The following is an 18,586-nucleotide window of genomic DNA, read 5'->3' as shown; positions in this document are numbered from 1 at the left end:
GTATCCGTAATTACTGATTAAGAGGTTTTTTCTTGCCGCGTTCGGCGATCAACGCCACCAGGAACACCGCGCCGATCAGATCAAAGAAGCCCATCGCCACGAACAGCGGACTGAAGCCGACGGTGTCGGACACTGCGCCAATCAACAGCGTGAACAGGAAGCTGGCGATCCAGGCGCTGGAACCGCGCATGCCGTTGACCGTCGCCATCTGGTTTTTGTCGAACGACTCCACCACCAGCGCACTCAACATGCAGGAGATCACCTGATGACCGAAACCGCCGATCGAAATCAGCAGGATCGCCAGATAGGGATCTTTGGTGATCGCCACAAAGGCCAGCGACAACATCATGAAGGCCCCGGTAACCGAACTGGCCACTACCGAGTTAACGCGCGTACAGCCAAACCATTTGCGGTACAGGGTGGTGAGGTAACCGCTGGCCACGCTGCCGATGTCTGCCGCCAGGAACGGCAGCCAGGCGAACATCGCGATCTGCTTGAGATCCATGCCGCGTTCGGTCGCCAGATACAGCGGAACCCAGAAGCTGAATACCGCCCAGGCCGGTTCGGCCAGAAACGCCGGAATGGCAATGCCGTAAAATTTCTTGTTCTTGCACAGAATGGCGAGGGATTTAAAGAATGGCAGCTTGGGCAGCTCCGGCTCATTGTCTTCGCGGATCAGCGCCAGTTCCTGCTGGCTCAGGTTCGGGTGCTGCTGCGGCTCATGATAGAACAGCCACCACAGCACCACCCAGGCCATCGCCAGAATGCCGGAAAACAGGAATGCCCCCTGCCAGCCAAAGGAAACGTGAGCAATAACGATGATCGGCGGTGCCAGCATGGCGCCAATGGAAAAGCCGACTCCGGCCCAACCGGCGGCAATCGGACGCTCCTTTTTCGGAAACCATTCGGAAATCGCCTTGGCGTTGGCTGGCGTAGCGGCGGCTTCGGCGCTGCCCATAAAGAAGCGCAGGATCGCCAGTTGCAACCAACTGCCGGCGCCAGCATGCAGCATGCACACCACCGCCCAGACGCTGGCGCAAATCAGAAAGCCCATCTTCAGCCCAATCACGTCAATCAGCCAGCCGCAGATCGGCTGGAACACCGTATAGGCCAATTGGAACGACGCCACCACCCAGGAATACTGCTCGGTGGTCATGTTCAGACTGGTTTTCAGCTCTGGTGCCAAAATGCCAAGCGAATTGCGGGTAATGTAGTTTACCGTAACGCCCAGCAGGAACAGCGCCAGCATCCACCAGCGCAATGCCTTGAATTTGCGTCGTGCGCCGTGCGCGACGTTTTGGTTAATTTCAACACTCATCTCTCTGCTCCGTGGCGATTGCCGTGAAAACAAGCGCCTTATAGTGGGTACATTTGTTTTTCGGAGGGATTAACAGCCGCTAATGACGCCCGCCGCGCTGCTACAACAATCCTGGGAATAAAGCCTGTGTTAGGGTGAATTTTTCCTGCCAATTGGACTGATAACTCAGTTAAATTGGTGTACCAAAACAGACTAGCGAGCGACCTGGCAGAGAGAAACGTGGTTTTTTGCAAAAATTCCCATACAGTGGGAAAAACATGCCGCGGTACTTAATTAACCCACTCACAGCGGCAATCCAACGTTGTGAAAATTTTTTCATCACGAGATTTGAACGAGATCACAAAATGAACGGAAAATTGAAAGTGCAGGAAATTGCCCGCCAAACCGGACTTTCAATCAGTACGGTTTCACGCGTACTGGCAGGGAAAGCCAACACCAGTGCGGCAGCGCGCGAGCAGGTTTTGGCCTGCGCGCAACGCAATGGCATCCTGCAAGGCATTTCCAGTGGGCGGCTGATGCTCAACAACGTGATGGTGTTTGCGCCGCAGCGCGCGTTCGACGTACGCACCGACATCTTTTACTACAAGGTCATTCAGGGAATCATCGCGGCACTAACGGAGCATGAGGTGCGCATTCGCTACTGCGGGCTGGAAGAAAACCACAGTGACGGCGCACTGTTTCTGGAAAAAATGAGCGATGGCCATACCCAGGCGGCGCTGCTGATTGGCATCGATGATGAGCATATCCATTCGCTGGCCGCCGATCTGCACAAGCCCTGCGTGTTGATCAACTGCACCGACCGTACCATGCGGCTCGACAGCGTTTCCCCCGATCATCAGCTGATCGGCGAATTTTCTGCCAATTATCTGTTCCAGCAGGGCCACAGCCAGATCCTCAATATGCAGTGCCTGCGTCGCCATACCATGGAGCTGCGGCTGGCCGGCATCCGCCAGGCCTATGCACGACATCACCAGCCGTTCGACGAACGCCGTCATCTGATCGCCACCTCCGGCTTTGGCAGCGAAGAAGCGGAGCAGGCGCTCACTACCTTTATCTCGCGACTCCGCGACCGCAATCAGTTACCGAGCGCCATTCTGGCCGGCGGCGATTACATGGCGGTTGGCGCCGTCAACGCCCTGCAAAAATTGGGTTTCAGCGTGCCGGGAGATGTTTCCGTGATGAGCACCGACGGTTTTAACCTGGCCGAAATCCATGACGTGCCGCTAACCTCGGTGCATGTGCCGCGTGACGAATTGGGCACCGAGGCGATTCAGCTACTGCAACGGCGAATGCTGCGTGCGGATGCGCCGCCGTGCAATCTGTTGCTGCACGGCCAGTTGGCGGTGCGCGAGTCGGTCAAACGCCTGAGCCCGCACAGGGTAACGCCGGCAGTGAGCACCCACAATCATCGGCTTTATGACCAGTGAGCTACACTTGATACGAGAGTCTCTATCCATCAGGGTTGTTTTGCCCAAGGAGAGCCACTATGCCGTTTACCCGATCTGCCCGCACGGTTATCCCACCGTATATCCTGAAACGCATCGTAGAGCACGGCAGCCCCCCGCAGCGTGACTGTGCGCTGCATACCCTGCATCACGTACAGAGCCTGCTCGGCAATATGCCGCTGCGCGCGCCCAGCGCCAAAACCGCCACCGGCGGTGAAGTGATTCGCGACATTTATGATGCCCAGCATGGTAACCAGTTGCCCGGCAAAGCGGTGCGCAAAGAGGGGCAGCCATCCAATCACGACGTGGCGGTGGATGAAGCCTACGACTATCTGGGTGTAACCTATGATTTCTTCTGGCAGGCCTTCAAGCGCAACTCGCTGGATAACCAGGGTATGGTGCTGACCGGCAGCGTACATTACGGTAATGAATATCAGAACGCCTTCTGGAATGGCCAACAGATGGTATTTGGCGACGGCGATGGCGAGATCTTTAACCGTTTCACCATCGCCATTGACGTGGTTGCCCATGAGTTGGCGCACGGCGTCACCGAAAGCGAAGCCGGGTTAATCTATTTCCAACAGGCGGGAGCGCTGAATGAATCCCTGTCCGACGTGTTCGGTGCCATGGTCAAGCAGTTCCGGCTGCAACAGACCGCCGATCGGGCCGACTGGCTGATCGGCGAAGGGCTGCTGGCCAAGGGCATCAATGGCAAGGGTCTGCGATCGATGTCGGCGCCCGGCAGCGCCTATGACGATCCGTTGCTCGGCAAGGATCCGCAGCCAGCCAGCATGCGCGACTATATTGAAACCAAAGAGGATAACGGCGGCGTTCATCTCAATTCGGGCATTCCCAACCGCGCGTTCTATCTGGCGGCAACCGCGCTGGGTGGCCATTCCTGGGAACAGGCCGGCGTTATCTGGTACCACACAGTGTGTGATAAGACGCTGCCGCAAAATGCCGACTTCGCCACCTTTGCCGCTCTCACCGTCAAACACGCCCGGCAACGCTTCAGTCAGCAGGTTGCGGATAAGGTACAACAGGCCTGGCAACAGGTCGGGGTGGCGTGATGCGACCGCTGCCGACCCTCGATCAGGACAGCGTCATTGAGCTGGCGCGCGAAGGCGGTTTCGCCTTCATTCCAAAGCTGGCGGGGCCGCGGCGCATCGCGCTGGCAGATATTCCGCCGGCGCAGCGCCAGCGTCTGGATCAACTGCTCAAGCAGACGTTGCCCTATGCCCAGGAAGCCGGTCAGCCAGATTCGCCCGGCTGCGGCGATCAACGTTATTTCCGCGTGCAGATCAATTACTACAGCCAGAATAGCAGCAGCGAAATCGTGCTGCTGATCCCGGAAAGCAGCGCGCCACAGGCGCTAATCGATCTGTGGAAGACCGGTCAGGTGGATCAGTAAACGCGCAGCGCGCAGGCAACGCGGCGACGGTGTCAATCCAGCGGGATATAGCTGAACCGCACGCGCTTTTTGGATATCAACCCGTGGCCATGCTGGCAGAAGTAATCCACCGCGCCACAGGCCTGCAAGGTTTGTAGCGGTTGACCGCAGTCCGGACAATTGGCCAACGGCTGATAGTTGCTGTTGCAGGCATCGCAATGAAAGTGACCATTGATCCAGCTCATTGGCTGACTGCATTGTGGGCAATATGCGTCCATGGTGTACTCCCGATTAAATCACGCCCCATGAGCGTAAAAAATAGATCCCCAACGCGGTGGTGAAGAAGGATCCGACGGTGGTAATGGCAATAATGTTCGCCGCCAGCGTGGCATTGCCACCCATGGCGCGCGTCATGACATAGCTGCCGGACGCGGTCGGGGTGGCGGAAAACAGGAAGATAATCCCCAGCGCCGCCCCCTGGAAGCCGCATAACCAGCCACCGAAGGTCATCAGCATCGGCACCACAAACAGTTTGGCCGACGACGCCAGCGCCGCAACGTTGGAGGAGCGGAACATGGCGCGCAGATCGAGGCTGGCACCGGTGCACAGCAACGCCAACGGCAGCGACAGCCCGGAGATATAGCTGCCGGTCTGGGTAATCACATGGGGAATGCCAAGCCCGGTTTGTGCATAGGCCAGGCCACACAGCAGGCCGATAATCAACGGGTTGGTGACAATGCCGCGCAGCAGGGCGAAATGGCTGATTTTCTTGTCCGGCCCGCCTTGCAAACTGCGCGTCAGGGTCACTACCGACAGCACGTTGAACAGGATCACCGTCACCGTCAGATACAGCGAGCCGAGCGCCACGCCTTGGTCGCCGTAGGCGGTCATCGCGTAGGCCAGTCCGACAATCGCAGTATTGGCGCGAAAACCGCCCTGCACGAATACTCCGCGTTCGCGTGGCTCCTTCACCAGCCAGATCGCGGCAATTTCCAACAGCAGGAAGGTGGCGACGGTGCCGATCGCGCCGTACAGCACCAATGACAGGTTGGCCAGGATTTGCGGATGGTTGGTCGCAATGCTGAAAAACAGCAGGCATGGCAGCGCCAGGTTGAATACCAGCCTGCTGGCGCCGTCGATCAGGCGATCGTCCATCAAGCGCCAGTGGCGTAGTAAAACACCCAGCAGCATCATCAATAAATTGGGTACGGTGACGTTAAACGCAAAACTCCAGGTTTCCCAGGACATGGTGTTCCTTCAAACTGACGCGATAATACACGGATAATAAAACGATTTTGTCGCAATTAAAAAGGGCGCGGTGTGTACCGCGCCCTGTTATCTGGCAAACTGCCGCTTATTTTTTGCCTTTCTTCAGATGGCTCAGCAAACGCTTACGCTTGCGCATCTGGTTTGGCGTCAGGGTGTTGCGCTTACCGGCAAACGGGTTCTCACCCTCTTTGAACTGAATGCGGATCGGCGTGCCCATCACGTTCAATGAACGACGGAAATAGTTCATCAGATAGCGTTTGTAAGAGTCGGACAGGTCGGCCACCTGGTTGCCGTGGATCACCACGATCGGCGGGTTATAGCCGCCGGCGTGGGCGTACTTCAGCTTGACACGACGGCCGCGGACCAACGGCGGCTGGTGATCTTCCGCCGCCATGTTCATGATCTTGGTCAGCATCGAGGTATTGACGCGACGGGTCGCGCACTCATAGGCTTCCTGCACCGATTCGAACAGGTTGCCGACGCCGCTGCCGTGCAGTGCCGAAATAAAGTGCACGCGGGCGAAATCGACGAAGCCCAGGCGCAGATCGAGCATCTCTTTCACGTGGTCGCGGTCTTCTTCGCTCATGCCGTCCCATTTGTTGACTGCAATCACCAGTGAGCGCCCACTATTGAGGATAAAGCCGAGCAGCGAGAGATCCTGATCCGAAATGCCTTCGCGTGCGTCAACCACCAGCAGCACCACGTTGGCGTCTTCAATGGCCTGCAACGTTTTGATGACCGAGAACTTTTCGACGGTTTCCGTTACCTTGCCGCGCTTGCGCACCCCGGCAGTGTCAATCAGCACGTATTCGCGCTCATCGCGTACCATCGGAATATAAATACTGTCACGGGTGGTGCCCGGCATGTCGTACACCACCACGCGCTCTTCACCGAGGATACGGTTGGTCAGCGTCGATTTACCGACGTTAGGACGCCCGACGATAGCCAGCTTGATCGGCAAATCCTGCGGATTGAAATCGTCTTCTGGCTCTTCAGCCAGCGCTTCGTCCGACAGTTCGCCTTGCTGTTCTGCCCAGTAAGCGGCATTGGCCTGTTCTTCGGTCAGTTCGACTTCCTGTTCTTTTTCAGGCAGGAATGGCACCAGTACGTGTTCGATCAACTGGGCTACGCCGCGGCCATGGGAAGCGGCAATCGGGTGCACGTCACCGAGGCCCAGCGAGAAGAAATCGGCGGTCGCCAGATCCGGATCCATGCCATCGGTCTTGTTGGCAACCAGGAAGGTGGCCTTGCGACGGCTGCGCAGGTGCTGTGCGATACCCTGATCCGCCGGCATCAGCCCGGCGCGGGCATCCACCATAAACAGCACGATGTCAGCTTCTTCGATCGCCAGCAGCGACTGCCCCGCCATGCGGGTTTCGACGCCGTCTTCGGTACCGTCGATACCGCCGGTATCGATGATGATAAATTCGTTACCCTCAACTTCAGCACGACCATACTTGCGGTCTCGCGTTAGCCCGGGGAAATCCGCCACCAGCGCATCGCGCGTATGTGTTAAACGGTTAAACAAGGTGGATTTACCCACATTCGGGCGCCCGACCAGCGCGACGACAGGTATCATTGTTGAAGCCTCATTACTTAATTATCAATGCGTTACCACGCAGCGGATAGACACCGACAACGCAGTTTATAAAAATACGAAACGGCCCCTGAACAGTCAGGAGCCGTTTTCCCCAACCCGAAAGCTTTCGGGTACAAGAAGGGTCGCGACGAGCGGCGTTAGCGGGTGAAAGCGTAAACCTTGCCGCCCTTCGCCTGAATCAGCAGTTTATCGCCGGCCACTAGCGGTGCTGACAGGAAACCGGAGCTGTCCACTTCCTGCTGGGCAACGAAGCGACCATCGGTGGTGTTCACCCAATGCAGATAGCCTTCGGAATCGCCGACCACCAGATAGCCATTATACATCACCGGTGGCGTCAGATTGCGGTGCAGCAGTTCGCTTTGCGTCCAGACGGTAACGCCGCCTTCGGTGCTCAATGCCACTACGCGATCGTTTTGATCAACCAGATAAATGCGACCCGCATCGACGATGAAATCATTTACCGAGCCCAGTTCACGCTTCCACATGATCTGGCCGGAACGCAGATCCAGCGCCGTCAGGTTGCCATTGTAACCCAATGCGTAAATAACGCCGTCAACAATCACCGGCGTGGTGTCGACGTCGTTCAGACGATCGATTTCCGTCGCGCCACTCGGCTGGGAAATACGCTGCTGCCAAATCAGCTGGCCTTGCTGCATCAGCACCGCGCTGACGCGGCCGTTGTCGCCGCCGACAATGGCAGCGCCAAATGCGGTCGCAGGCGCAGACTCACCGCGCAGCGACAGCGCCGGCATATCCAGGTTCACGGTCCATTTTACCGCGCCGTCGGCTTCATTCAATGCCTGCAACTGGCCGTTGCTGGTATGCACCAGCACCATGCCGTCGCTGACCACCGGACGGGAAATGGCTTCACCAGCCACTTTGGCCTGCCAGGCAATGGTGCCGTCGGCGGTATTCAGCGCGTAAACCTGCGCTTTTTCACTGCCTACGTACACTTTATCGCCGGTCACGGTCAGGCCGCCAGACAGCAGCGCCGAACGGTTACGTGACAGGAAGCCGGTCTTTTCGGACAGATCGACCTTCCATTTTTCGTTACCACTGTCGGCGTCCATCGCTTTCACGATGCCGTGACGATCGGCAGCATACACCGTGTTGTCCTGGTAGGCCGGACGCAGGTGCGAGTAATAGTCGCCAATGCCGTCGCCGACAGAGGTGCTCCACGCGCTGTTTGGCGTGAACTGATTTTCAACTTTTGGCAGCGGTGACATGGTGACCACGTCTTCTTCGCTGCTAAACAGCGAACAGCCACTCAGCAAGGCGACAGAAACCAGCCCGACCAAGAGTGTTTTACGCAATTGCATGGGAAATCCCCTTAGCTGGACAAGTTATTCAGCTTCATACGCAGCAGCAGCTGTAGCGTCTGAGAAGCGTTGGATTCAATACCTTTGCTGTAGGCTTCGCGTGCGCCTTTGGCATCGCCTTTCGCCAGCAGAACGTCACCGCGCAGATCCGCCTGTAACGCCGCCCAGCCTTCGCCTTTCACGCCGTCCAGCGTTTTCAGCGCTTCATCCAGCTTTTTTTCCTGCAGCTGAACGCGTGCCAGACGCAGATTGATCACCGACAGCAGATTGTCATCTTTTGCCTGCCCCTGCGCCACTATCAGCTGTTGCTCCGCTTTCGCTACGTCGTTTTGCTCAACGTAATGCTTCGCCAGCTCCAACGCGGCCATCACGCCGTAGTTATTGCCATTGGCCTGGATAAACTTCTCCGCAGCGGCGACGTCATCGGCCTTACCGGCGGCAAGCGCTTCGCTTGTCTGCTGGTAACTTTGCGACGCAGCCATCATGTTGGAGTTTTGGTTGCTTTGCCAGACACGCCAGCCAACCAGGGCACCAATACCGAGCACCACGCCCACCGCCAGCGCCTTGCCGTTTTCGGCAAAGAAGCGACGTACGGCGTCGACCTGTTCGTTTTCAGTGGTATAGACTTCCACGGTGTCCTTCTCCTTAACCTAACATCAAAGCCAGACGCGCCGCGAGTTCGCTTTGCGCCAGCGTTTCTTGTTCACCACTGCGCAGGTCCTTCACCACCACCTGCTGTGCCGCGACTTCGTTTTCGCCCAGGATCAAGGCGACGCGCGCGCCCCACTTGTCCGCCCGGGTGATCTGCTTTTTAAAGTTGCCGCCGCCGTAGTTAGTCATTAATTTCAGCTGTGGCGCGGCGTCACGCACCGCTTCAGCCAGACGCATTGCCGCGCTCTGCGTGCCGGCACCAGAAGAAATCACGTAAATATCAATGGTCGCCGGCGCCTTGAAGTCCGGGTTAACCGCCTGCACCAGCAGTACCAGACGTTCCAGCCCCATCGCGAAGCCCACCGCCGGCGTGGCACGGCCGCCCAGCTGTTCTACCAGGCCGTCGTAACGACCGCCTGCACAGACGGTGCCCTGCGCACCCAGACTGGAAGTAACCCACTCAAACACCGTACGGTTGTAATAATCCAGACCGCGCACCAGTCGCTCATTGATGGTATATGGGATACCCGCCAGCGTTAAAAGTTCACACAGGCCGTCGAAGTGGGCTTTGGAATCGGCATCCAGGTATTCGGACAGCCGCGGCGCGTCGTTCAGTAACGCCTGTACCTGCGGATTCTTCGAATCCAGCACCCGTAGCGGGTTGCTGTACATGCGGCGCTTGCAATCGTCGTCCAGCAGTTCGACGTGCTGTTCGAGGAACGCCACCAGCGCGTCACGGTAGTTGGCGCGCGCCTCCAGCGAACCGATGGAGTTCAGTTCAAGCTTGACGTGTTCGGCGATACCCAGCGCTTTCCACCAACGGGCGGTCAGCAGGATCAGCTCGGCGTCAACGTCCGGGCCCTGCAGGCCGAATACCTCGGCACCCAGCTGATGGAACTGGCGATAGCGGCCCTTTTGCGGACGCTCGTAACGGAACATCGGGCCGATGTACCACAGACGCTGTTCCTGATTGTACAGCAGACCGTGTTCGATGCCGGCGCGCACGCAGCCCGCGGTGCCTTCCGGGCGCAACGTCAGGCTTTCACCGTTGCGGTCATCGAAGGTATACATCTCTTTTTCCACGACGTCGGTAACCTCACCGATCGCGCGTTTGAATAACGGGGTCTGCTCTACAATCGGCAACCGGATTTCGCTGTAACCGTAGCTGCCCAGCACCTGTTTCAGGGTGCCTTCAATACGCTGCCATAATGCCGTATCTTCCGGCAGGTAGTCGTTCATGCCGCGAATGGCTTGAATGTTCTTTGCCACGTGAGTTCTCTGTCCGTTTTATATAAAAATGAACCCGATTATAGGGACTTTACCCTACGCTGTTCAACGTGGAAGCGCCCCCGGGTTCATGAGTGAGCGGGCCAAACAGGCCCGCCCTACCTATAATGCTTATTTTTCCAGCAGATTGACGCTGATGCGATTGCCTTGATCCATCATCGCCGCCTTGGCGCGAATCTTCGCTTCCAGCTGATCGATCATCTGCTCGTTATCAAAGCGTTCTTTCTGGCGCACACCGTCTTCATAGAAGCCGCTTTTCTTATGGCCACCGGTAACGCCCATGGTCGAAACCAGCGCTTCGCCCGGACCATTCACCACACAACCGATAATGGACACATCCATCGGGGTGATGATGTCTTCGAGACGTTGTTCCAGTGCGTTCACCGTACCGATCACGTCAAATTCCTGGCGGGAACAGGTCGGACAGGCAATGAAGTTGATACCGCGAGCGCGAATGCGCAGCGACTTCAGAATATCGAAGCCAACTTTCACTTCTTCGACCGGATCCGCCGCCAACGAAATACGCAGCGTATCGCCGATGCCTTCCGACAGCAGCAGACCGAGGCCGATCGCCGACTTGACCGATCCACTGCGTGCGCCGCCGGCTTCGGTAATGCCGAGGTGCAGCGGCTGGTCGATACGCGATGCCAGCAAACGGTAGGATTGTACTGCCAGGAACACGTCGGACGCCTTGACGCTGACCTTGAACTGGTCAAAGTTCAAGCGGTCGAGGATGTCCACGTGGCGCATTGCCGATTCGAGTAACGCTTCCGGCGTCGGCTCACCGTATTTTTCCTGCAGGTCTTTTTCCAGCGAGCCGCCGTTGACGCCAATGCGGATCGGGATGTTTTTATCACGCGCGCAATCCACTACCGAGCGGATACGCGATTCGTTGCCGATATTGCCGGGGTTGATGCGCAGGCAGTCAACGCCGTATTCGGCGACCTGCAAGGCAATGCGGTAATCAAAATGGATGTCGGCAACCAGCGGTACATTGACCTGCTGCTTGATCAGCTTGAACGCCTCGGCGGCATCCATGGTAGGGACGGAAACTCGCACGATATCGACGCCGACGCGTTCCAGCGCCCTGATCTGATTAACCGTGGCTTCTACGTCGGTGGTACGGGTGTTGGTCATCGATTGCACGGCAATCGGTGCGCCATCGCCAATTGGCACCTTGCCGACGTAAATGCGTGTAGATTTGCGACGGGTTATGGGTGCTTGGTTATGCATCACTTACTCTCCATTGCTGCTCATGCGCAAAGACACCAGCCGCGCAATTACTGCGCGGCAACGGTCAGACGAGCAACACGGTTTGACTTAACAAACCGGCTTAGATCGACCGGTTTACCTTGATATTGAATCTGTACTGCAGCCGGCGCGCCAATGGTCAGTTTGTAAGGCGCTGTGCCGGTCAGGTTCAGCTTGCCACCGCTTTTTTGCGTGCCGCTGAACAGCGTTTTGCCGCTGGCGTCGGTCACCTGCAGCCAGCAATCGGCAGAAAAGTCCATAACCAGCGCGTTAGGATCGGCTGCTGGCGCTGCCACGCCGGCATCGGCGGTTGGCAACGGCGCATCTGCCGCCGGTGCGTTGGCTGCCGGCGCCGCGTCAGGAATACTCGCCTGGCTTGGTGAAACCACCGCCGGTTGCTGCGTGTTATCGGTGCCGGTTGCCGCTGGCGCCGTTGGCGTCGCTGGCACCGCCGGCGCGGGATCGATCGCCAGTGGAGCGGAGTTGCCGTCCACCGGCACGCTGCCGCTCTCGGCGTTGTTGTCGATCAACGGTACCGATTGACCTTCATTGTTTTGAGACAGCTGGGCAGAGGACTGATCGGCCATGGTGGCGATTTCGTCCTGCTGCGCCTTGTGGTTTTGCCACCACCAGGCGCCGGTCAGGCCAATCACCACAAACAGGATCAGCCAGGTAAAGCTCATCAGCCAACCATCGCGCTTTTTACGGCGCTTGCCCAGCGAGAAGCTTTGCATCGGCGCCACTTTGGCCGCCTTGATTGGCGCCTGCTTGGCCAGTATCGGCAGCAGCTCATCCTCTGGCAAATGCACCAGCTTGGCGTAGGAGCGAATATAACCACGGGCGAAGGTCGAAGCCAGATCGGCCGCAAGGTTGTCTTCTTCGATATCGCGCACGGTCGACATTTTGAGACACAGGCGTTCTGCCACCGCCTGCTGGCTCAGCCCGAGTTGTTCGCGGGCTTGACGCAGGCGCTGGCCTGTCGTCATGGATACGGTTTTATCTTGGGAGGCTTCAGTATTCATTAGCTAAGAACTGCTGGTGCTGTTTGGATTGTGGAAAACTTCGCGCTAGCTGCCTGCCATAGCGTTGAACGCTATCCTGACGGCCGGCTAACGCGGCGAAACGAATCTGTAACCATAAACTGTCGGCACTGGCCGGCAGAACGTGCTGATAAACATCTAACAAAAGCTGCGACTGCGCACGTTTCCCTGCTCCAAATTGCTTTTCTGCCTCAACCAACAGCGGCGTGCCCTTATCCGGATCGGCCTTCAGCGTGCGCGTTAACAACCTGCGCGCTTTATCGTTCTGACCCGCCCTCAGGAAGCAGTAACCGGCGTTTTCCAGACTGTCGGCAACCTGGCCGTAGTCAGGGGCCGATGCCGCCGCGCTAAACCGCTGTTGTGCAGGTACATACTGCCCTAAACTGCAAAGAAACGCACCGTAATTATTCAACACGCTACCGTTGCCGGGCGCCAGCTGCAGTGCCCGCTGGTAGCGCTGCTCGGCAGCGCTGTTATCGCCCACACGTTGTTCATACAACGCCATGGCCAACTGCGTCCGGTAATCCTGCGGTGCCGCGTTTGCCGCTTTTTGCAGATTCTGCTGCGCGGCGTCCAAATCGCCCTGCTGCAAATAGGCAAGACCCAGTTGCAAACGCGTCTGCCCCGCTACCGTTGCCGCGCCGTTTTCCGGCGCCGCCCCTGAACAGCCGGCCAACAGCCCAGCAGCCAGCAATAATCCCCATGCGGTCAGCTTCATGCTCAACGGTATGTCCTTATCCGGCGTTAGCCGACGGCCTGAGGAGGTATTGCTCACATAACAGGCTGTTAGTTAACAGAAATCACCCTATGGGATTCAGACCGCCCGCACGTTGATAGGTTCCCCGGCCATTTTCTTTTTCAGGGTACGCTTGGTACGGTCGATCACTTCTCCCGCCAACTGCCCGCAGGCGGCATCGATATCATCGCCACGGGTTTTACGAACAATAGTCGTAAAGCCGTATTCCATCAACACTTTGGAAAAACGATCGACGCGGCTGTTGGAGCTGCGGCCGTAGGGTGCGCCCGGGAACGGGTTCCAAGGGATCAGGTTGATCTTGCACGGCGTATCCTTCAGCACTTCCGCCAACTGATGCGCGTCGTCGGTGCTGTCGTTGATGTGATCAAGCATGACATATTCCACCGTCACCCGCCCCTGATTGGCGTTGGATTTTTCCAGATAGCGGCGCACCGAGGACAGGAAGGTTTCGATGTTGTATTTGCGGTTGATCGGCACGATCTCGTCGCGGATGGTGTCGTTTGGCGCGTGCAGCGAGATCGCCAACGCGACGTCTATCATGTCGCCCAGCTTGTCCAGCGCCGGCACCACGCCGGAGGTAGACAGCGTGACGCGGCGCTTCGACAGACCGAAACCAAAATCGTCCAGCATGATTTCCATCGCCGGTACTACGTTGTTCAGGTTGAGCAGAGGCTCGCCCATGCCCATCATCACCACGTTGGTGATCGGACGCTGGCCGGTCACCTTCTGTGCGCCGATGATTTTTGCCGCACGCCAGACCTGACCGATAATTTCCGACACCCGCAGGTTGCGGTTGAAGCCTTGCTGCGCCGTCGAACAGAATTTGCATTCCAGCGCGCAACCTACCTGAGAGGATACGCACAGGGTCGCGCGGTCGGCTTCCGGGATATACACGGTTTCGACCTGCTGATCGCCCACCTTGATCGCCCACTTGATGGTGCCATCGGCTGAACGCTGCTCTTCGGCCACTTCCGGCGCACGAATTTCGGCAATGCTCTGCAGCTTGTTGCGCAGGACCTTGTTGATATCGGTCATCTGCTCAAAATCGTCGCAGCAATAGTGATACATCCACTTCATCACCTGATCGGCGCGGAACGGTTTTTCACCCAGTTCGGCAAAAAACTCGCGCAGCTGCTGGCGGTTCAGATCCAGCAGGTTAATTTTGGCCGTAGCCGGTTGTTCCGTTTTAACGGATTGAGTAGTCAGCGAATTATTTTCAGACACGATGTGCTCGGACGTGATGGGTTCTAACATAATGATCTCTGGCCTCGTTATTACACGTTATGGCGCTAAAGAATGGAAAGTAAGTTGTGCACTCAGCCCGCTAAAATTCAGGCTGACGGCACGATGCCCACTGGTTTTCACGCAGCGGCCAACGATGCGGCGGCGAGAAAGACACAGGGTAAAAGCGCGCCCCTGACAAGTCGTCTCATCAGGGGCGCGGCATTGTACAAATTTTAGTAGCGGCTTTCCATGGCTGGAAGGCATTCAAGGCATTTTTATTGTTTCAGCCGGTGAATGCGTACCTGCGCCATGCAAACCTGAACGCATAATACCCAATGATTTCACGCGGTAGCCAAGCGGCTACAGCGTGAAAGACCACCCGGATTAGCGTGCGCAGATTTCGCTTTCGTTGAAGAAATAAGCGATTTCACGCGCAGCAGATTCCGCAGAATCAGAACCGTGCACCGCGTTGGCGGTAAAGCTGTCAGCATAGTCGGCACGCAGAGTACCGGCCAGCGCGTTGTCCGGGTTGGTTGCGCCCATGATGTCACGGTTGCGCTGGATGGCGTTTTCCGCTTCCAGAACCTGAACCATGATTGGACCAGAAGTCATAAACTCAACCAGACCGTCAAAGAATGGGCGGCCTTTGTGCTCGGCGTAGAAGCCTTCAGCTTGCTCGCGAGTCAGTTTCAGCATTTTTGCAGCGATGATCTTGAAGCCCGCACGCTCGAAACGCGCGTAGATAGCGCCGATGTCGTTGTTTGCTACGGAGTTTGGTTTAACGATGGAAAAGGTACGTTCTACGGTCATGATGGCCTCTGTCTAACTTCCAATATAAGCCGGACTAAAATATAGCGTGCCGGCTTTCTCAAGTGGCGCAGATTATATGTGTGCTGTTAACGCTTGCCTACGGGAAAATCAACATTTTATTAAAAAAATATGACCCATTGCGCAAGAAACCCGCGCATTCCCAGCGCGGTACGTCTGATACCGTCGACGGCGATCGGCCAGCGCTACGGCGTCTTATCGGTAGAAGGAATGATATTACGCAGCCAACTGCCCCAGCGACGTTGATAGAACGGCTGAGTGTGCGTTATCAGATAATGGCTTACGCCGCGCTCCTGCTCCGACACCAGGCAGAAATCCACCGGTTCATCTGCCGGCAAGGTTTCGCTGGCGACGCTGCCGGCCTCCTGGATCAGCGCCTCAATCGCCGCCGGTTCGCCATCGACCTCCAGCCCCACCAGCAGATTGGGCTTTTCATCAACGGCGCGGTCGTGCATCAACGCCAGAAATGCCCGTCGCACCGGCTTGCGCTGGCTGAACAGCGTGGTTAACGCATCCACCATCGCCGCCGGGTAATCGTCCGGTTGTCCAAGCAGGATCTGGCTGTCTTTGTCGACGTAGTGCTCCACCGGCTTGACCACGCCACCGGTTGCCAACAGCGTCGCCACTTCTTCCGGGTAGAACTCTTTGCCGTACTCCGCCTTCGGATTAAGGAACAGCTCGGCGCCCTGGGTAATTTCGAACAGCACGCGCGCCGGCATGGCGATAAACGGCTGCTGGCCTTCTACCGCCTTTTGCAGCGTGGCAAGCGAAGAGAAGAACGGCACAATGCTGCTGCCGTCCTGCTTTTCCCAATGCTGGATATTCACCGGCGTGTCGGCATTCAGGGCAATCTCGCCTTCCTGCTGCACCTGCTCGCTGTCGCCGAGAATATAAATCGTCGAATCCAGCAGTTCGCGGAAAAAGGACGGCCGATGCGCCGGTTCGCTTACCGCCAGTTTCAGCAGCCGTTCGAGTTCGTTTTCGCCGGCCACGGCATCGTGATGATGGGAACTCATTGTCTACTCCAATGATAAAGGGCTCAGCATGCTGAACCCTTGGCGTATTGATTCTCAACCAACGTTATTTGGCTTTACTCAACAACAGGTTGGCAACGGTGCGCACACCCAGCCCGGTGGCACCGGCCGACCACTGATCCACCGCACCTTTACGGTAGGTAGCAGAACAGTCGATGTGCAGCCAGCCCTGCTGATAATGCTGAACAAAGTGCGACAGGAAAGCGGCGGCAGTGCTGGCACCGGCGCTGTACGCCGCACCGGCCACGTTGTTCAATTCGGCGAAGTTAGACGGCAACTGGCTGCGGTGGAATTCGGCCAGCGGCAGGCGCCAGAACGGCTCGTGTTCAGCCTCGGCGCTGGTCAGCAGTTCTTGGGCCAACGCGTCGTCAAAGCTGAACAACGCGTGGTAGTCATTACCCAGCGCGGTTTTCGCCGCACCGGTCAGCGTCGCGCAATCGACGATCAGCGTCGGATTCTGTTGTGAAGCGTCGATCAGGCCGTCGGCCAGCACCAGACGCCCTTCGGCATCGGTATTCATCACTTCAACGGTTTTGCCATTGCGATAATGAATGATATCGCCCAGCTTGAAGGCATTACCGCTGACCATATTGTCGGCGCAGCACAGATACAGTTTCACCCGCTTATCAAGCCCACGCGCCACGGCCAGCGCCAGCGCGCCAGTCACGGTGGCTGCGCCGCCCATATCGGATTTCATCGAATCCATAAACGCGCTTTGCTTCAGGCTGTAACCGCCAGTATCAAAGGTGATGCCCTTGCCCACCAGACAGGCGAATACCGGCGCGTCCGGATTGCCGGTCGGGTTGTAGTCCAGCGCCAGCAGTACCGGCGGGCGCTCGGAACCGCGGCCAACGGTGTGAATGCCGTGATAGTTCTGCTCACGCAGATCTTCGCCTTTGGTGATGCGATAGCTGACGGCATCGCAACCGACGTCGCACAGCAGGTCGACGGCACGGGTCGCCAATTGCTCCGGCCCCAGATTCTCTGCCGGCATGTTGATGGTGTCGCGTACCCAGTCGATGATTTTCAGCCGCAGATCCAGTTCGTTGCGATCGGCCGGCGACAGTTCCGCCCACTCCACGCTGCGCTGACCTTTCGGGCCGCGAAATCCTTGCCAGAATGCCCAGCTTTGCTCCAGCCCCCAACCGTCGCCGGACAGTTTGACGCGCTTCACGCCCTGGCCGTCAATTTTGCGCGCCGCACGCTGGATGGCGTTCAGTTCGGCTGCGCCGCTCAGATGGATAGTCATGCCTTCGCTGTTGGTGCTCAGCAGCGCCTTTTCTCCCCAGCGCGCGTCAGCAGGGGCGTGGGACAGGGTAATGTGCATAGTTTCAGTTGTCATCGCCTACTCCGTATATGCTTTATACGCGTCATACTTCACGTGACAGGTGTGTTGACTGCGCTCAGTCACCCGGATCACTTGCCGATGGAAGTTGATCGGGATTTCTTCCCTTGCCGTCTTCCTGCCACACGAATTATGTAGGGTATATGCGTTCTTATTAGTCGGATACAAAATAAACGGGCCGCCCATGGCAGCCCGTTACGCTATTAGTCGCTAGTCTGCTTCATCTAACCAGACCAGCAGGATCGCTTCCAGTATTTTTTCGTTGGAAGCCTGCGGATCGTCGTCAAACTCTTCGAGATCGCAAATCCACTGGTGCAGGTCGGTAAAACGCACGGTTTTCGGATCGGTGTCCGGATATGCGTCATACAGGGCTTCGCCGATTTCCCGGCTATCGGTCCACTTCAGTGCCATTATTTCCTTCCTCTTACTCAGCGCTATCCTCTGGAGTTCAAGCTGCCGCCAATGACGCTAGCGCTTGAAAGACAACGGATATCAATGTTCGCGTGCGTGGTTGACGGTATAACGCGGCATCTCGACCACCAGATCCTCGTCGGCGACCAGCGCCTGACAGCTCAGGCGGCTTTCCGGCTCCAGTCCCCAGGCTTTGTCCAGCATGTCGTCTTCCAGCTCGCTGCTTTCTTCCAGCGAATCGAACCCTTCACGCACGATGCAGTGACAGGTCGTGCAGGCGCAGGATTTCTCACAGGCGTGCTCGATATCGATACCGTTGCGCAGCGCGACGTCGAGAATCGATTCCCCTTCGCGGGCTTCCAACACTGCCCCCTCCGGGCATAAATCTTGATGGGGCAGGAAAACAATTTTAGGCAT

The 18,586-nt window shown here is 57.4% G+C and carries 19 protein-coding genes; 3 read left to right on the top strand and 16 right to left on the bottom strand.

Going from position 1 to position 18,586, the window contains the following annotated elements; translation table 11 throughout:
* Nucleotides 1–10 precede the first annotated feature (10 nt).
* Entirely contained in the window at nucleotides 11–1,318 is a 1,308-nt protein-coding gene (locus ACCC84_RS17050; RefSeq protein ID WP_004959702.1) for an MFS transporter, read from the bottom strand.
* 344 nt (nucleotides 1,319–1,662) lie between these two features.
* Between ACCC84_RS17050 and ACCC84_RS17045 the strand changes: the two genes are divergently transcribed.
* From ACCC84_RS17045 to ACCC84_RS17035, 3 genes are read left to right on the top strand one after another with little or no spacing between them, the layout of a single operon-like run.
* Nucleotides 1,663–2,745, top strand: a complete 1,083-nt coding sequence (locus tag ACCC84_RS17045) for a LacI family DNA-binding transcriptional regulator (RefSeq protein ID WP_039991840.1) — start codon at nucleotides 1,663–1,665, stop codon at nucleotides 2,743–2,745.
* A 59-nt stretch (nucleotides 2,746–2,804) separates the two neighbouring features.
* Entirely contained in the window at nucleotides 2,805–3,833 is a 1,029-nt protein-coding gene (locus ACCC84_RS17040) for a M4 family metallopeptidase (RefSeq protein WP_004959697.1), read from the top strand.
* Nucleotides 3,833–4,174 (top strand): protealysin inhibitor emfourin, encoded by a 342-nt coding sequence (locus ACCC84_RS17035; protein WP_004959694.1) that lies wholly within the window; start codon nucleotides 3,833–3,835, stop codon nucleotides 4,172–4,174. The genes ACCC84_RS17040 and ACCC84_RS17035 overlap by 1 nt, the downstream gene beginning before the upstream one ends.
* 32 nt (nucleotides 4,175–4,206) lie before the next feature.
* On the opposite strand, the gene ACCC84_RS17030 is transcribed toward ACCC84_RS17035, so the two are convergent.
* From ACCC84_RS17030 to fdx, 15 genes are all read right to left on the bottom strand, one after another.
* The gene (locus tag ACCC84_RS17030; RefSeq protein ID WP_004959690.1) at nucleotides 4,207–4,431 is read right to left on the bottom strand and encodes a zinc ribbon domain-containing protein; all 225 of its coding nucleotides are present in this window, start codon (nucleotides 4,429–4,431) and stop codon (nucleotides 4,207–4,209) included.
* Between the two features lie 13 nt (nucleotides 4,432–4,444).
* A complete protein-coding gene (locus ACCC84_RS17025) occupies nucleotides 4,445–5,401 on the bottom strand; it encodes an AEC family transporter (protein ID WP_004959688.1) in 957 nt (318 codons plus the stop codon).
* 106 nt (nucleotides 5,402–5,507) lie between these two features.
* Complete coding sequence (der, locus tag ACCC84_RS17020; protein WP_004959685.1) at nucleotides 5,508–7,001, bottom strand: ribosome biogenesis GTPase Der; 1,494 nt, start codon at nucleotides 6,999–7,001, stop codon at nucleotides 5,508–5,510.
* Between the two features lie 158 nt (nucleotides 7,002–7,159).
* Nucleotides 7,160–8,341 carry an outer membrane protein assembly factor BamB gene (gene bamB / locus ACCC84_RS17015; protein WP_004959682.1) on the bottom strand — a complete coding sequence of 394 codons (1,182 nt, stop codon included), beginning with the start codon at nucleotides 8,339–8,341 and terminating at the stop codon, nucleotides 7,160–7,162.
* 11 nt (nucleotides 8,342–8,352) lie between these two features.
* Nucleotides 8,353–8,973 carry a YfgM family protein gene (locus ACCC84_RS17010; RefSeq protein WP_004959680.1) on the bottom strand — a complete coding sequence of 207 codons (621 nt, stop codon included), beginning with the start codon at nucleotides 8,971–8,973 and terminating at the stop codon, nucleotides 8,353–8,355.
* 13 nt (nucleotides 8,974–8,986) lie between these two features.
* Nucleotides 8,987–10,261, bottom strand: a complete 1,275-nt coding sequence (hisS, locus tag ACCC84_RS17005; RefSeq protein WP_004959677.1) for a histidine--tRNA ligase — start codon at nucleotides 10,259–10,261, stop codon at nucleotides 8,987–8,989.
* Between the two features lie 129 nt (nucleotides 10,262–10,390).
* Nucleotides 10,391–11,512, bottom strand: coding sequence for a flavodoxin-dependent (E)-4-hydroxy-3-methylbut-2-enyl-diphosphate synthase (ispG, locus tag ACCC84_RS17000; protein ID WP_004959672.1), 1,122 nt, complete (start codon nucleotides 11,510–11,512; stop codon nucleotides 10,391–10,393).
* 47 nt (nucleotides 11,513–11,559) lie between these two features.
* Nucleotides 11,560–12,552, bottom strand: coding sequence for a cytoskeleton protein RodZ (rodZ, locus tag ACCC84_RS16995; RefSeq protein WP_004959669.1), 993 nt, complete (start codon nucleotides 12,550–12,552; stop codon nucleotides 11,560–11,562).
* On the bottom strand, nucleotides 12,542–13,288 hold the full coding sequence (gene pilW, locus ACCC84_RS16990) for a type IV pilus biogenesis/stability protein PilW (RefSeq protein ID WP_371902082.1): 747 nt from the start codon (nucleotides 13,286–13,288) through the stop codon (nucleotides 12,542–12,544). The genes rodZ and pilW overlap by 11 nt, the downstream gene beginning before the upstream one ends.
* Before the next feature lie 96 nt (nucleotides 13,289–13,384).
* The gene (rlmN, locus tag ACCC84_RS16985) at nucleotides 13,385–14,581 is read right to left on the bottom strand and encodes a dual-specificity RNA methyltransferase RlmN (RefSeq protein WP_004959664.1); all 1,197 of its coding nucleotides are present in this window, start codon (nucleotides 14,579–14,581) and stop codon (nucleotides 13,385–13,387) included.
* A 354-nt stretch (nucleotides 14,582–14,935) separates the two neighbouring features.
* Complete coding sequence (gene ndk / locus ACCC84_RS16980; protein ID WP_004959658.1) at nucleotides 14,936–15,361, bottom strand: nucleoside-diphosphate kinase; 426 nt, start codon at nucleotides 15,359–15,361, stop codon at nucleotides 14,936–14,938.
* A gap of 203 nt (nucleotides 15,362–15,564) precedes the next feature.
* Complete coding sequence (gene sseB, locus ACCC84_RS16975; RefSeq protein ID WP_004959656.1) at nucleotides 15,565–16,395, bottom strand: enhanced serine sensitivity protein SseB; 831 nt, start codon at nucleotides 16,393–16,395, stop codon at nucleotides 15,565–15,567.
* A 64-nt stretch (nucleotides 16,396–16,459) separates the two neighbouring features.
* The gene (gene pepB, locus ACCC84_RS16970) at nucleotides 16,460–17,755 is read right to left on the bottom strand and encodes an aminopeptidase PepB (RefSeq protein WP_004959651.1); all 1,296 of its coding nucleotides are present in this window, start codon (nucleotides 17,753–17,755) and stop codon (nucleotides 16,460–16,462) included.
* Nucleotides 17,756–17,968: 213 nt separating this feature from the next.
* Nucleotides 17,969–18,169: a Fe-S cluster assembly protein IscX gene (gene iscX / locus ACCC84_RS16965; protein WP_004959645.1), complete on the bottom strand. Its 201-nt coding sequence runs from the start codon at nucleotides 18,167–18,169 to the stop codon at nucleotides 17,969–17,971.
* An 81-nt stretch (nucleotides 18,170–18,250) separates the two neighbouring features.
* The gene (gene fdx / locus ACCC84_RS16960; protein WP_004959643.1) at nucleotides 18,251–18,586 is read right to left on the bottom strand and encodes an ISC system 2Fe-2S type ferredoxin; all 336 of its coding nucleotides are present in this window, start codon (nucleotides 18,584–18,586) and stop codon (nucleotides 18,251–18,253) included.

This window comes from Serratia odorifera, from assembly GCF_041448735.1.
Classification (GTDB): domain Bacteria; phylum Pseudomonadota; class Gammaproteobacteria; order Enterobacterales; family Enterobacteriaceae; genus Serratia_F; species Serratia_F odorifera.
The sequence above is the reverse complement of the archived record's forward strand: the minus strand, read 5'-3'. Positions and strand labels throughout refer to the sequence as shown.

Bases quoted from the DNA above. Each gene is read 5' to 3' on its own strand.
- ACCC84_RS17050 (WP_004959702.1), bottom strand. From the start codon at position 1,318: ATGAGTGTTGAAATTAACCAAAACGTCGCGCACGGCGCACGACGCAAA.
- ACCC84_RS17045 (WP_039991840.1), top strand. From the start codon at position 1,663: ATGAACGGAAAATTGAAAGTGCAGGAAATTGCCCGCCAAACCGGACTT.
- ACCC84_RS17040 (WP_004959697.1), top strand. From the start codon at position 2,805: ATGCCGTTTACCCGATCTGCCCGCACGGTTATCCCACCGTATATCCTG.
- ACCC84_RS17035 (WP_004959694.1), top strand. From the start codon at position 3,833: ATGCGACCGCTGCCGACCCTCGATCAGGACAGCGTCATTGAGCTGGCG.
- ACCC84_RS17030 (WP_004959690.1), bottom strand. From the start codon at position 4,431: ATGGACGCATATTGCCCACAATGCAGTCAGCCAATGAGCTGGATCAAT.
- ACCC84_RS17025 (WP_004959688.1), bottom strand. From the start codon at position 5,401: ATGTCCTGGGAAACCTGGAGTTTTGCGTTTAACGTCACCGTACCCAAT.
- der (WP_004959685.1), bottom strand. From the start codon at position 7,001: ATGATACCTGTCGTCGCGCTGGTCGGGCGCCCGAATGTGGGTAAATCC.
- bamB (WP_004959682.1), bottom strand. From the start codon at position 8,341: ATGCAATTGCGTAAAACACTCTTGGTCGGGCTGGTTTCTGTCGCCTTG.
- ispG (WP_004959672.1), bottom strand. From the start codon at position 11,512: ATGCATAACCAAGCACCCATAACCCGTCGCAAATCTACACGCATTTAC.
- rodZ (WP_004959669.1), bottom strand. From the start codon at position 12,552: ATGAATACTGAAGCCTCCCAAGATAAAACCGTATCCATGACGACAGGC.
- pilW (WP_371902082.1), bottom strand. From the start codon at position 13,288: ATGAAGCTGACCGCATGGGGATTATTGCTGGCTGCTGGGCTGTTGGCC.
- rlmN (WP_004959664.1), bottom strand. From the start codon at position 14,581: ATGTTAGAACCCATCACGTCCGAGCACATCGTGTCTGAAAATAATTCG.
- ndk (WP_004959658.1), bottom strand. From the start codon at position 15,361: ATGACCGTAGAACGTACCTTTTCCATCGTTAAACCAAACTCCGTAGCA.
- sseB (WP_004959656.1), bottom strand. From the start codon at position 16,395: ATGAGTTCCCATCATCACGATGCCGTGGCCGGCGAAAACGAACTCGAA.
- pepB (WP_004959651.1), bottom strand. From the start codon at position 17,755: ATGACAACTGAAACTATGCACATTACCCTGTCCCACGCCCCTGCTGAC.
- iscX (WP_004959645.1), bottom strand. From the start codon at position 18,169: ATGGCACTGAAGTGGACCGATAGCCGGGAAATCGGCGAAGCCCTGTAT.
- fdx (WP_004959643.1), bottom strand. From the start codon at position 18,586: ATGCCTAAAATTGTTTTCCTGCCCCATCAAGATTTATGCCCGGAGGGG.